12 protein-coding genes are annotated in these 12,186 nt (G+C 62.0%); 4 read left to right on the plus strand and 8 right to left on the minus strand.

The features are described 5' to 3' along the window. Window positions 1-69: 69 nt before the first annotated feature. The 5 genes from ACQY7U_RS20600 to ACQY7U_RS20620 are packed head-to-tail and all read right to left on the minus strand — an operon-like array spanning window position 70 to window position 4,650. Entirely contained in the window at window positions 70-765 is a 696-nt protein-coding gene (locus ACQY7U_RS20600) for an alpha/beta fold hydrolase (RefSeq protein WP_428648675.1), read from the minus strand. Then, complete coding sequence (locus ACQY7U_RS20605) at window positions 762-1,562, minus strand: HpcH/HpaI aldolase/citrate lyase family protein (RefSeq protein ID WP_428648677.1); 801 nt, start codon at window positions 1,560-1,562, stop codon at window positions 762-764. The genes ACQY7U_RS20600 and ACQY7U_RS20605 overlap by 4 nt, the downstream gene beginning before the upstream one ends. After that, window positions 1,556-2,392 carry an FAS1-like dehydratase domain-containing protein gene (locus tag ACQY7U_RS20610; protein ID WP_428648679.1) on the minus strand — a complete coding sequence of 279 codons (837 nt, stop codon included), beginning with the start codon at window positions 2,390-2,392 and terminating at the stop codon, window positions 1,556-1,558. The genes ACQY7U_RS20605 and ACQY7U_RS20610 overlap by 7 nt, the downstream gene beginning before the upstream one ends. Next, a complete protein-coding gene (locus ACQY7U_RS20615) occupies window positions 2,393-3,490 on the minus strand; it encodes a CaiB/BaiF CoA transferase family protein (protein ID WP_428648682.1) in 1,098 nt (365 codons plus the stop codon). It abuts the gene before it with no gap. Then, entirely contained in the window at window positions 3,490-4,650 is a 1,161-nt protein-coding gene (locus ACQY7U_RS20620; protein ID WP_428648684.1) for an acyl-CoA dehydrogenase family protein, read from the minus strand. The genes ACQY7U_RS20615 and ACQY7U_RS20620 overlap by 1 nt, the downstream gene beginning before the upstream one ends. A 130-nt stretch (window positions 4,651-4,780) precedes the next feature. Here ACQY7U_RS20620 and ACQY7U_RS20625 point away from each other — a divergent pair, with 130 nt between their 5' ends. Further along, entirely contained in the window at window positions 4,781-5,728 is a 948-nt protein-coding gene (locus ACQY7U_RS20625) for a LysR family transcriptional regulator (RefSeq protein ID WP_428648687.1), read from the plus strand. A 191-nt stretch (window positions 5,729-5,919) separates the two neighbouring features. Here ACQY7U_RS20625 and ACQY7U_RS20630 read toward each other — a convergent pair whose 3' ends face one another. Beyond that, window positions 5,920-6,897 carry a LysR substrate-binding domain-containing protein gene (locus tag ACQY7U_RS20630; protein WP_428648690.1) on the minus strand — a complete coding sequence of 326 codons (978 nt, stop codon included), beginning with the start codon at window positions 6,895-6,897 and terminating at the stop codon, window positions 5,920-5,922. A 107-nt stretch (window positions 6,898-7,004) separates the two neighbouring features. Between ACQY7U_RS20630 and ACQY7U_RS20635 the strand changes: the two genes are divergently transcribed. Both ACQY7U_RS20635 and ACQY7U_RS20640 read left to right on the plus strand, forming a co-directional pair. Then, window positions 7,005-8,582, plus strand: coding sequence for a trimethylamine methyltransferase family protein (locus tag ACQY7U_RS20635; protein WP_428648692.1), 1,578 nt, complete (start codon window positions 7,005-7,007; stop codon window positions 8,580-8,582). 11 nt (window positions 8,583-8,593) lie between these two features. Then, window positions 8,594-9,778: a mandelate racemase/muconate lactonizing enzyme family protein gene (locus ACQY7U_RS20640; RefSeq protein ID WP_428648695.1), complete on the plus strand. Its 1,185-nt coding sequence runs from the start codon at window positions 8,594-8,596 to the stop codon at window positions 9,776-9,778. Window positions 9,779-9,790: 12 nt separating this feature from the next. Here the strand turns inward: ACQY7U_RS20640 and ACQY7U_RS20645 are convergent, their stop codons facing one another. Both ACQY7U_RS20645 and ACQY7U_RS20650 read right to left on the minus strand, forming a co-directional pair. Continuing rightward, window positions 9,791-10,504, minus strand: coding sequence for a DUF1287 domain-containing protein (locus ACQY7U_RS20645; protein WP_428648697.1), 714 nt, complete (start codon window positions 10,502-10,504; stop codon window positions 9,791-9,793). A gap of 77 nt (window positions 10,505-10,581) precedes the next feature. After that, window positions 10,582-11,271 (minus strand): winged helix-turn-helix transcriptional regulator, encoded by a 690-nt coding sequence (locus ACQY7U_RS20650; RefSeq protein WP_428648699.1) that lies wholly within the window; start codon window positions 11,269-11,271, stop codon window positions 10,582-10,584. A gap of 99 nt (window positions 11,272-11,370) precedes the next feature. On the opposite strand from ACQY7U_RS20650, the gene ACQY7U_RS20655 reads away from it, so the two are divergent. Then, window positions 11,371-12,171: a class I SAM-dependent methyltransferase gene (locus ACQY7U_RS20655; RefSeq protein ID WP_428648702.1), complete on the plus strand. Its 801-nt coding sequence runs from the start codon at window positions 11,371-11,373 to the stop codon at window positions 12,169-12,171. Window positions 12,172-12,186: the final 15 nt, after the last annotated feature.

A 12,186-nucleotide genomic window follows, 5' to 3' on the forward strand; every position in this document is an offset into this window, starting at 1 on the left:
GATATAGGCAAAAATGCCGGTGTGCACCCGGGAAATTGCCCCCCGGAAACAAGTGCACTCCTTATGCGCCTAGCGCGAGAGCAGGTCATGCAGCGCGGAGATGACCTCCTCCGGCTGCTCGATCGGCGTCAGGTGTCCGCTGTGATCCAGAATGACCCTCTCGGCTCCGGGAATGAGTTCCGCCATTTCCTCGTGAAGCGCTGGCGGCGTCAGTACGTCGTGGCGGCCGCAGAGGACCAGCGTGGGGCAGGTGATCCGGGGAAGCGAAGAGCGGCTGTCGGGGCGTTCGATCCGGTTCTGGCGGATGAAGACCTCTGGGCCGAGTCGTTCGGTCATTGCCCGGACGCGGGCGATCATCTCCCGGTTCGCCTGGTTTTCCGGCGCCAGATAAGAAGCCGCCAGCTTGTTACCGAAGCCGTGGAACCGCCCTGGCTTCTGCGCCATGGCGAGGAGCCGCCGGCGTTCGGCAACGCGTTCGGGCGTGTCCGGCAGCATGGTGGTGTCCAGAAGTGCCAGATGGGTAACGCGCTCCGGCGCGCGGCGCATGATTTCCTGCGCCACGAGGCCGCCGAGCGAAAAACCGGCAAGGGCAAATCGGTCGTCGCTTGCCGCCAGAACCGTTTCTGCCAGCTCCGCCAGAGTGTTGCCCCTGGTTATGTCGGCAACAAGTGGCCGGGCGACACCGGCCAGGCCGGAGACCTGATCGCGCCAGAGATCTGCGTCGTTCAGAAGACCGGGAATCAGGACAAATTGCGGAAGGCTCAAGAAGCAGGCTCCTGGACGGCGGCGAGAATGGCACGGGCGCGAATGCGGACCGGTTCATCTACCATCATGCCGTCCACCGAAACAGCCCCGTCTCCGGAGTCCAGGACACGTCTGGCCCAATCAACCTCCCTGACGGTGGGGGCAAAGGCGCGCCGGACCTCTGCGACCTGTTTCGGGTGAATGCAGAGCTTGCCGGTCATGCCCAGATCTCTTGCATGGGCGGCGTCTTCGAACGTGACGCCAGGATCGTCCAGTTGCGCGGTCACCCCGTCAATCGGCGCGGCAATGCCCGCCAGCCTGGACGCCAGAACCAGTTCGCTGCGGACGGGCAGAAGAACCTCCCGCAGGTGCGCACAACCGAGGTCCGCGCAATAGTCGATGGAGCCGAAGGCAAGGCGGGCAAGGCCGTCCGTCGCGGCAATCGCGCGGGCATTGGCCAGACCTCTTGCGCTTTCAATGAGGGCAATGACCGGAGTCTGCCCGTCCAGAAGTCTCCGGAGCGATGTGATTTCTTCCGGATTTTCTGCTTTCGGCAGAATGACGGCAGAAACATTCAAGGGCCGTAGCGCCTCGATATCCGCCGGATGCCATGGAGTGCAGGAGCCGTTGATCCGAACGAAGACAGGTTTCTCGGTGAAGCTGGTGGTGAGGGCGGCGCGGGCGGTCTCCTTTTCGCTCGCCGGAACAGCGTCTTCGAGATCGAGAATGACGGCATCGGCTTCCGTTGCCACGGCCTTTTGAAACCGGTCCGGGCGGTTGGCAGGCACGAAGAGTGGAGCCTGAATGGAACCTACCATGTTGCGGTCGCCTCCATGGCAACGGGGCCGCCGACCTGAGCGGTCCAGAGTTCCATGCCGATTTCGGTAGCGCTCGCGTTGATGGTGAAATCGGCCGTGTCGAAGATGGTTGCGAGGCTTCGGAAGCGGAAAGACGTCGGGGGCTGACCCTTGAGATCGGCGGCATATTGGCAAAGCAGTGTCGCCTGCAGCGGTCCATGCACGATCAAACCCGGATAGCCCTCGACGTCGCGAACGTAGTCCTTGTCGTAGTGGATGCGGTGACCATTGAAAGTCATGGCCGAATAGCGGAAGAGGTAAGGCGCGGAGGGAGTGATCCGGCGGGAATGCTCGCCAGCCGGGGCTGCATCCGGTTCGGCCTTCGCTGATGTTCGCCCCAGGGTATCCCGATAGACGATGTCCTGGCGTTCGGTGAGGACCGGGGTGCCGCTTGCCGTGACCTCGTGAAGGACGGTCACGAAGCAGAGAGGGCCGGTGCGGCCTTGCTTCAGCAACACGTCCTTGACCGTCGAGACCCGCCGGACTTCGTCGCCGATGCGGATGTCGCCGTGAAAGGTGAACTCTCCACCCGCCCACATGCGGCGCGGCAGGGGCACGGGCGGCAGAAAGCCGCCACGGGCCGGATGACCGTCCGGGCCGAGGCCAGCGGTCGGTTCCGCCGGTTGGGCAAGGCAGAAATGGATGAGGAGCGGGGCGATGCCGCCCGGCACCGTACGTGAGGTGCGGTCAAATGTGGCGTTGAACTGGCGCACGAGTGCCGGGCTCAAGATCTCCGAAGCGCTGTCCTGTCGTCCGATCCAGCCACGAAGATGATCGATGTCGAGATCCATTCAGGTCTCCAGCGGTTTGAGGGCAGGCACAGGGCCGAGCTTGCGGCTCTCGCCCTTGAAGATCGCGGCCGGTGCCGGAAAGGAGACCGGGCCGCCCGGGGTATCGACGGTGACGCGCCGAAGATGCGGATGCTTGGAGAGCCCTTCCATGTCGTTCACCGAGGCCAATGCGATCTTTGCCTCCGACAGAAGCCTGATGGCGGTGCCTGCGTCAAATTTCGCAAAGGCCCCGGCGACAGCGGCATCCGTTTCCGTCCGGTTGTTCACCCGCGCCACGTTGGTTGCGAACCGGGAATCGGTGCCAAGCTCCGGCTTGCCGATGAATTCGTCGCATAGCGTCCGCCATTCCCGGTCGCTCTGGATGGCGATCAGGATGGGAGCGCCTTCTCCGGGATGGAACACACCGTAAGGAGCGATGGATGGGTGGGCGAGACCGATGCGTTTCGGGCTCTTGCCGCCCTCATGGTTCAGGAGCGGCACCGTCAGCCAGTCGGCGAGGACGTCGAACATGGAGACGGAAATCTGCGCCCCCTTGCCGGTAACGCCGCGCCGGATCAAGGCTTCCAGAATGGCGGTATAGGCTGTGACGCCGGTGGCAATGTCGACCAGCGAAATGCCGACGCGGGCCGGTTCGCCCGGACCGCCGGTGAGGGAACAAAGGCCGGTTTCGGCCTGGATGAGAAGATCATATGCCTTGCGATCTGCCATCGGTCCGTCCTCGCCATAGCCGCTGATGGAGCAGGTGATCAGACGCGGGTGCTTTTCGGCAAGCTCATCCGGATCGAATCCGAGCCGGGAAAGGGAACCGGGTTTGAGATTCTGAATCAGGACATCGGCCTTCGCGATCAGACCGGCAAGGATTTCCTTTCCCCCGTCGGATGCGAGATCCAGCGTCACGCTGTCCTTGCCCCGGTTCAGCCAGACGAAATAACTCGACTGGCCGTTTGCAACATCGTCGTAGCCACGGGCGAAATCACCCTCGGGCCGTTCGATCTTGGTGACATGGGCACCGGCATCGGCGAGTCTGGAAGTGGCATAGGGGGCGGCCACCGCCTGTTCGATGGCGACGATTTCCAGTCCTTCGAGCGGCAAGACCATCAGAACGACCTCGGCATGCCGAGCACATGCTCGGCGACATAGGAGAGAATGAGATTGGTGGAAATCGGCGCCACCTGATAGAGCCGGGTCTCGCGGAACTTGCGTTCGACGTCGTATTCCGAGGCGAAGCCGAAGCCGCCGTGGAACTGGAGGCAGGCATTGGCCGCTTCCCAACTCGCCTTGGCCGCCAAATATTTTGCCATGTTGGCTTCCGCTCCACAGGGCGCGCCGGCATCATAAAGGGCGCAGGCCTTGTAGCGCATCAGGTTGGCCGCCTCGACCTCGATGAAGGCCTCTGCAATCGGAAACTGGACGCCCTGGTTCTGTCCGATGGGACGGCCGAACACCTGGCGTTCGCTGACGTAGGACGTGACCTTGTCGGTGAACCAGTAGCCGTCGCCGATGCATTCGGCGGCGATCAGCGTCCGCTCGGCGTTGAGGCCGGTGAGGATATATTTGAAACCCTTGCCTTCTTCGCCGATGAGGTTCTCTTCGGGGATCTCCAGATTGTCGAAGAAAAGCTCGTTGGTTTCGTGGTTGACCATGTTCGGGATCGGACGGACGTCCATGCCTGTCTTCATGGCGTCTTTGATATCGACCAGGAAGATCGACAGGCCTTCGGACTTTTTCTGGACGTCCGCCAGCGGCGTGGTGCGGGCCAGAAGGATCATCAGGTCGGAATGCTGCACCCGGCTGATCCAGACCTTCTGGCCGTTGACCACATAGCGGTCGCCCTTCTTCACCGCTGTTGTCTTGATCTTAGTGGTGTCGGTACCGGTTGTCGGTTCGGTCACGCCCATCGATTGAAGCCGCAGCTCGCCCGCAGCGATCTTCGGCAGGTATTTCAGCCGCTGCGCCTCCGAACCGTGCCGCACAAGCGTGTTCATGTTGTACATCTGGCCGTGGCAGGCGCCGGAATTGCCGCCTGCCCGGTTGATTTCCTCCATGATCACCGAAGCCTCGGTGAGGCCGAGGCCGGAGCCGCCATAGGCTTCCGGAATGAGGGCCGCCATCCAGCCTTCGCGTGTCAGCGCATCGACGAAGTCTTCCGGGTAGGCGCGGGCGTCATCGACCTTGCGATGATAGTCGGCGGGGAACTGGGCACAGAGCGCGCGAATGCCGTCGCGGATGTCCTGGTAATCGTCGGCGTGGGAGGTCATTGCAGCTTTCCGTTGCGGGTCGGATCTGTCCGCAGTTAAGCCTCACGAGATACATTAAACAAATATATGTTTTGGATATTTTTCATATCATTTATGTATAGTTGCAGGTTGAGATCAAACGCAGGCCGGAATGGACGTCAGGCAGCTTCGGTATTTCCTGGAAATCGTCGAGCAGGGGTCTTTAACCCGTGCCGCCGACCGGCTGCATGTGGCACAGCCGGCCCTTTCCCTGCATCTGAAAAACATGGAAGCGCAGCTTGGAACGCGGCTGCTCAATCGTAGCCGCTCCGGCGTGGAGCCGACCGAGGCAGGGGTTCTGCTGGTTCGCCGGGCGCGCGCCATCCTTGATGACCTTGCCCGGACCGAGGATGATATCCGCAATCTGGAGGCAGACCCGGCCGGGATTGTCCGGATCGGCCTGCCGGGTACGATCAGCGGTCTCATCTCGCTGCCGCTGATCCTTGCAGCTCGTGAACGCTACCCCCGGATCACGCTCAACATCGCCGAGGCAATGAGCGGCTTCATCGGTGACTGGCTGTCGGAGGGCCGGGTGGATATCGCGGTGCTCTATACGGAGCCTCGAGACGGCAAGATCGTGTCGGAACTGCTGCTGGAAGAAGAACTGGTTGTTCTCTGGCAGGGCGGTAACGGTCAGCCGGAAGAGCTGGAGCTTGCCGGTCTCGACGGAGTTCCTCTGGTCCTGCCGAGTGCGGCCCATGGCCTGCGGATGCTGATCGACGCGAAGCTGCAGGCAATCGGAATTACGCCCACCATAGCGATGGAGATCGATTCCTTTGCCAATATCAAACGGCTGGTCGCCGCCGGTTTCGGGGCATCCATCCTGCCGCTCTACGCGGCGGAAAAGGAGGTGGAAGCGGGCGAGCTTGCCGTCAGCCGCATTTCAGAACCGGGTCTATGGCGCGGAGCTCATCTCATGTATTCCACCGGGCGGCCCGTTCCACGGGCGCAGGAAGCGGTGCAGGATTTGTTGCGAGAGGTTGTTGCCGGACTTCTCGAAGCCGGGGACTGGGCCGGGGCGCAACGTCCGGGGGATACGGCACAGCGGCCTCAACTCTGAAGCTGATCGACGGCCCTACCAGGAACGAACCACCAACCGGGAACCGGAAAACGAGGACCTGTTCCAGCGTTGACTTACAATGGTGCTGAAGTTGGGGGCGGATGGAGGAAAAACAAAGGTCATCCCCCATCAAGTCGGGGATGAAAGAAGAAGGGAATGATCCTTCTTCAGCCGGTATTTTCGCTACTTCATCACTCGCGATGGTCAGATCCAGCCTGCAGCATGTTCAGCCGTCTTGCAGTGCTGGACTTCTCATTGGATGCGAGGTCTGATTGGTTCAGGATCCAGTCGCGGACCTTTCGGGAATTTTCGTTGAGCTCTCTTTGCCGGGGCCAGATGACATAAAAGCTGTTTCCCGTTCGGAACGAGTGGTCCGTCACCTGGCTCAAGCGGGCGGATTTCAGGAATTCCCCCACCAGATGCCGCCAGCCGAGGGCGATGGCATCGCCGTCGAGCGCCATTTGCAGAACCGCAACATATTCGTTCGCGCGCGTTCCCCTGACAGGAGCCGTGCCGGTGACGCCGGCGGATCTGAGCCAGTCCTTCCAGGTGGCTGCGTAACGGTAAGGTTCGTCCAGATGGGCGAGCGTGTGGGGCAACAGGTCCCTGGGATGTTGCGGGATGCCATGGGCCTCCAGATAGGCTGGAGAGGCAACGGCGATGATTTCTTCCATAGCGAAGGCATCGCAATGATATCCCGGCCAGTCGCGCGGCCTGCCGCCGCGAATGCCGAGGGGAATATCCTCCGCCACGATGTCCAGATCCCGGTCCGCCGTGTGCAGGCGCAATTCGATCTCCGGAAGGTCCGTCCGCATTGCCTGCAGGCGCGGGGCGATCCAAAGAGTTGCGAAGGCGGTGGAGACAGAAAGCGTCACGACATTGTCCGCCGGTTTTGTCCGGATCGCGCTGATCCCCTGGGCGAGCTGGTAAAGGCTGCGGGTCACTTCCGCATGCAGCTGGCTTCCCGCGGACGTCAGCCGGACCTCGCGGTGTCCTCGCTCGAAAAGTGCCTGCCCGACATCTTCCTCAAGCGCCTTGATGGAATAGGAAATGGCGGACTGTGTCATACCGAGTTCGGCACCGGCACGGGTGAATGATCCAAGGCGGCCCGCCGCCTCGAAGGCGACGAGCCCTCTGAAGGAGGGGAGAAGGCGGCGCAGATTTGTCATGAAAAAATCTTATGCCAAACATGATATTTTTCAAGCGTCACAAGACTTCTCCGAGAAGTTAGCATCGAAAATGCAGATGTTCTTGGTGGGTGTTTGGGGAGGTGACCATGAGCCTTGAGACGCAGGTGCAGGACACAGGCGCTGATGTCGGAAGTGGCCGGGCCGTTCGCAGCGGCGGCCGGGCGGGACGGCGGCAAAAGCGCTCCGGGGCTCAGCTTGCTTCCGGTGTGCCTTATATCACCAGACACCTGCCTCCCCATGACATCCTGTCGGAAGAGAGCCTTGCGCGCATCGAGGAAACGGCAGACACGATCCTGGCGGAAATCGGCATCGAGTTCCGGGACGATCCCGCGGCGCTGGATTTGTGGCGGGGAGCCGGAGCCGGAGTCGAAGGTGTCCGTGTTCGTTTCCCGAAGGGGCTTGTTCAGGAGCTTGTGAAAACCGCGCCACGGGAATTCACCCAGCACGCGCGCAATCCGGCCAACAATGTCCGGATCGGCGGCTCGAGCGTGGTGTTCGCGCCCGCCTATGGCAGCCCCTTCGTGATGGATCTGGATGAGGGCCGCAGATACGGCACCATCGAGGACTTCCGCAATTTCATCAAGCTGGCCCAGTCTTCCCCCTGGCTGCATCACTCGGGTGGCACGATTTGCGAGCCGGTCGACGTACCGGTCAACAAGCGGCATCTTGACATGGTGCAGGCCCACATCACGTTCTCAGACCGCCCGTTCCTGGGGTCGGTGACGGCGGAGGAGCGGGCGGAAGATTCCATCGATATGGCGCGAATTCTGTTCGGCGCGGATTTCGTCGAAGAGAACTGCGTCATCATGGGCAATCTCAACGTCAATTCCCCGCTCGTCTGGGACGGGACCATGACGAAGGTCCTGCGCGCCTATGCCAGGGCCAACCAGGGAACCGTTCTGGTGCCTTTCATCCTGGGTGGCGCCATGGGGCCGGTGACGACCGCCGGTGCGATTGCCCAGGCACATGCCGAAACGCTTGCCGGATGCGCGCTGACCCAGCTGGTGCGTCCTGGTGCGCCGGTCATCTACGGCAATTTCCTCTCCTCCATGAGCCTTCGTTCCGGCTCGCCGACGTTCGGGACGCCGGAACCTGCGGCCGGGTCTCTGGTCGTCGGACAGCTCGCCCGTCGCGCCGGCTTGCCGCTCAGATGCGCCGGCAACTTCACCACCTCCAAGCTGCCGGACGCGCATGCCATGAACGAGGGCACCATGTCGATGCTCTCGGCAATACATTGCGGCGCCAATTTCATCCTGCATTCGGCCGGGTTCCTCGATGGGCTTTTGTCCATGTCCTACGAGAAATTCATGATGGACGCGGATTTCTGCGGTGCTCTCCATACCTACCTCGGAAGCGTCGTGGTCGATGACAACAGCCTTGCCCTCGATGCCTTCCGCGAAGTCGGGCCGGGCAACCATTTCTTCGGCTGCGAACACACCATGCGCAATTATGAAACCGCGTTCTTCGATGCCGGGATTGCCGACAACGATCCTTTCGAGAAATGGCAGGAAAACGGGTCCGTGGACGCAGCCACGCGGGCGAACAGGGCCTGGAAGGAGACGCTGGCAGCCTATGAGGCACCGCCACTCGAGGCAGCCATCGACGAAGCCTTGAGCGACTTCGTCGCTCGCCGGAAAGCCGCTTGCGAAGATCGCTGGTATTGAGGGTCATTCCCATGAAAATCACGAATATCCGCGTGACCCATGTCAACGTGCCCTTCGATGCACCGTTCTGGTGGACCGGCGGCCTTTATCCGGGGGCATCGAAATCCATCATCGAGGTCGAGACGGATGAGGGCATCTCCGGGCTCGGGGAAGCGCCCTGGTACCATTTCGGCGAAGTGATCAAGGCGGAAATCGCCCCGGCGCTGATCGGAGCCGACCCGCTGGACATCGCCGATTGCGAAGCGCGCTGCGTGCCGCCCTGGCAGATCACCGCCAACACGGGCGAGGGGGCAGCGTCCGTTGCCTTCGGGGCGGTGGAAGTCGCGCTCTGGGACATCCGGGGCAAACTCTTCGGCCTGCCGCTTTACAAATTACTCGGTGGCGCCGTGCGCAAGGAGATCAGGTTCTCCGAATATTTTTCCTTCCGGCCCGAGCACAATGGCGCCGGTGGCGAGATGAGCCCCGAAGCCATCTGCGCCTATTGCGAGCGGATGCGGGAAGAGCATGGTTCGACCATATTCGAGGGCAAGCTGATCCTGGGCGATCCGCAGCTTGAAATCCGCACGGTCAGGCGCTTAAGGGAAGCGCTGGGCGAGAATGTGCAGATCAAGCTCGATTCAAACATGCAGTATTCGCTGACGACCGCCCGCTGGCTGTTGCGTGAGCTCGAACCCTTCAACATCCGCAATTACGAGGATCCGGTCGCCACCTTCGAGGAAATGGCGGCGCTGCGCCAGCACAGCATCATTCCCTTTTCGACCCACGTTCCGGATCTGAGGCGTGCGGTGGCGCTGGGTGCCCCGGACAATTTTGTCTGCAATTTCGCGGCGCTCGGGGGGATTTCCAAAGCGTTGAAATTCATTGCGGCCTGCGAGGCGATGGGGAAGGGCTTCTGGTGCTATTCCAACGACCTTGGCATCATGACGGCCGCTTACCTGCATGTATCGGCGGCTTCGCCGCTGATAACGGAGGCCTCCCAGTCGCTGTTCCGCTGGCAGATTGGCGATGTGATCCGGAACGGTCCCTTCCGGCAGACCAACGACGTTGTTGCCGTTCCCGAAGGACCGGGGCTCGGCGTCGAACTGGACACGGAGGCCATGCGCCGTTGGGCGGCGAGGTTCGAGGAAGACGGCCCGATGAGCCATTTTTACGACCCGGTTCGCCCGACGCATCACCGGACTCTTCCTCTGCATTAGCGATGAGGAGGCTCAGGCAGCGATTGGCGGCTTGAAGCGGTAGTGGCCGGTCAGTTCGAACTCAAACAGCCGATCTTCGAGCCGCGTGCCTGCGCCGATATTGTGGACCATCATGGGCCGCGAGCCGTCCGGCGACAGGCGCCGTGTGACGATGGCCATGTGCGGGAGATTGCCGGGCAGCATTTGCGTGACGATGTCGCCGGGCAGGTAGTCCGCCGGATTGGCGCTTACCGGCAGATCGGCTCCCCGGCGCTTGAAATAGGTCTGCAGGTTCGGCACCCGGCGGTGATCGATGTTGCGATCCGGGCGGGACAGGCCCCAGATCTTCGGGTAGGCGGAAAAATGCGCCTTCATGTCCTTGTTGACGGCCTGTTGCAGATCGAAGCCTAGGGCGTCGCGATAAGCGCGCACGACCACATCCGTGCACACGCCGCGCTCGCGCGGCAGGTCGCCGTTCGGAAAGGCGAGGCTCACATAGGCCGGGTCGTAAAGGACGGTGACGCCGATCTGGCCTTCGGCTGCGGCGATCAGTTTTTCGGCCCAGGGTTCCGCGTCTTGTTGCAGAAAGTCTATCTTTACCGGATCGGGTAACCCGGAAGAATGGCCGAAGGCGGTTTGGGCCGATTGGAAGGCAGTGTCGATCCGGTGTGCGGGAAGGTTCGCCGCGGTCCATAGCCCGCCGCCTGCGCAAATCCCGCCAGCAATCAGAAAATCACGCCGCCTCATCAGATCCCTTTTCATTCTGCCGGAGCAGGGTTAACGGCAGAGTGAGTCAGCATTAGGGCGCCTTGCCGGGCTTTCGGTTATGGATCAGTGCGGCAGGAGGTTATTCGGGCCAGAGGGCTCAAGTTCAACCAGTCCGTGAAACCCGCACGGGCCCAGCCGTCGCCGATGACTTCCAGCCGTTGGGTTTCCTGGGCCGCGGAAGGCGTCAGGTCGCCCCGGACGATATAGATGGCATCGGGCAAGGTGCAAGCCAGGAAAAGGTCCACGCCGCCGCCGGGATCGTCCACGCACAATTCGCAGCGTCCCTTCTGGTTCAGGAACCACCACAGGCGTTTGGCGCCGGTCTGATCGGTCAGCTCCAGCCGTATCAGGCAACGCCTGCCGTCAAATGCATCGGGGTTTGTCGAGCTTTCGAGGCTCCAGACCAGGAGCCCGAGGTCGATTTCATGCTCCTTGAGAGTGCGGCGGGTCCATCTCTGACCCCAGATGCCGAGCGCTTCCACCAGAGGCACGAATTCACGGCCGGCGTCGGTCAGATCGTAACGGGCGTTCCGCGCGCCTTCCTCTTCACGCGTTACGACGCCTTCATCGATCAGCCATTTGAGCCGTGAAGACAGCAATGAAGGCGACATCAGCGGGACGCCGCGCTGCAACTCGGAAAAACGCCGGGGACCGCCGGCGAGATCCCGAATGATGAGCGCGTTCCAGCGTTCGCAGAAGAGCTCCGCGGCTTTGGCAACAGGGCAGAACTGACCGTAGGATTTCATGACGCGGCCTGGCGGTTCACTACAGATTTAGAACTATATTCCGCGGCCGGCAGCGAGTCATCTTTGACGGCGAGGCGAACGAATTCAGGAGGTGCCGCAATGCAATCCGCTGCTGCCGAAAAAGGCCAGGTGTCAAAGACAGCCGCCGAGATCTACGATGAATTTTTTGTCCCGTCGCTGTTCGGGCAGTGGGCAGGGCCGCTCTGTGAGGCCGCAGGCGTGGAGCCCGGGCAAGCTGTTCTGGATGTTGCCTGCGGAACCGGAGCGACAACGCGCGAAGCCGCCACGCGGGTTCAGCCAGGTGGCCGCGTGACCGGCCTTGATTGCAATTCCGGCATGCTGGCCGTCGCGTCGGCGCGCGCACCGGACATCCGGTGGGTCGAGGACCGCGCCGAAGAGCTTCCGTTTCCCGATGACAGTTTCGACGCCGTTCTGTGTCAGTTCGCCCTGATGTTCTTTGAGGATCGCGCACGGGCGCTCTCTGAAATGCGGCGGGTCTTGCGCCCGGGAGGGCGTCTCGCCCTGTCTGTCTGGGACGAGGCCGCCAATTCGCCAGGCTATGATGCGATGATCGCCCTGATCGAGACGATGTTCGGCAAGGAAGCCGCCGATGCGCTGAGGGCGCCCTTCGTGCTGGGGGAGAGGGCCCGTCTCAGTAAAGTGCTGGAAGCGGGAGGGCTCGCCGGAGCGGAGGTTGCCACGAAGCAGGGGACAGCCCGTTTTGCCTCGATCCGGGAATGGGTGCGCATGGATGTGCGCGGCTGGACATTGGCCGAATTCATCGACGACGACGGCTTCGAGGCGCTGGTCAAGGAAGCCGAGCGAACCTTGAGGGCCTATGAGGGCGCGGACGGAGCAGTCGCCTTTCCCGCGCCTGCCCATATCGTGACCTGGTCATAGATACGAAAGCGGCAT

This window comes from Roseibium sp., from assembly GCF_050301095.1.
GTDB lineage: Bacteria > Pseudomonadota > Alphaproteobacteria > Rhizobiales > Stappiaceae > Roseibium.

Excerpts from the sequence above, each read along its gene's own strand:
- ACQY7U_RS20605 (WP_428648677.1), bottom strand. The coding sequence starts at position 1,562 with ATGGTAGGTTCCATTCAGGCTCCACTCTTCGTGCCTGCCAACCGCCCG.
- ACQY7U_RS20610 (WP_428648679.1), bottom strand. The coding sequence starts at position 2,392 with ATGGATCTCGACATCGATCATCTTCGTGGCTGGATCGGACGACAGGAC.
- ACQY7U_RS20615 (WP_428648682.1), bottom strand. The coding sequence starts at position 3,490 with ATGGTCTTGCCGCTCGAAGGACTGGAAATCGTCGCCATCGAACAGGCG.
- ACQY7U_RS20620 (WP_428648684.1), bottom strand. The coding sequence starts at position 4,650 with ATGACCTCCCACGCCGACGATTACCAGGACATCCGCGACGGCATTCGC.
- ACQY7U_RS20625 (WP_428648687.1), top strand. The coding sequence starts at position 4,781 with ATGGACGTCAGGCAGCTTCGGTATTTCCTGGAAATCGTCGAGCAGGGG.
- ACQY7U_RS20630 (WP_428648690.1), bottom strand. The coding sequence starts at position 6,897 with ATGACAAATCTGCGCCGCCTTCTCCCCTCCTTCAGAGGGCTCGTCGCC.
- ACQY7U_RS20635 (WP_428648692.1), top strand. The coding sequence starts at position 7,005 with ATGAGCCTTGAGACGCAGGTGCAGGACACAGGCGCTGATGTCGGAAGT.
- ACQY7U_RS20640 (WP_428648695.1), top strand. The coding sequence starts at position 8,594 with ATGAAAATCACGAATATCCGCGTGACCCATGTCAACGTGCCCTTCGAT.
- ACQY7U_RS20645 (WP_428648697.1), bottom strand. The coding sequence starts at position 10,504 with ATGAGGCGGCGTGATTTTCTGATTGCTGGCGGGATTTGCGCAGGCGGC.
- ACQY7U_RS20650 (WP_428648699.1), bottom strand. The coding sequence starts at position 11,271 with ATGAAATCCTACGGTCAGTTCTGCCCTGTTGCCAAAGCCGCGGAGCTC.
- ACQY7U_RS20655 (WP_428648702.1), top strand. The coding sequence starts at position 11,371 with ATGCAATCCGCTGCTGCCGAAAAAGGCCAGGTGTCAAAGACAGCCGCC.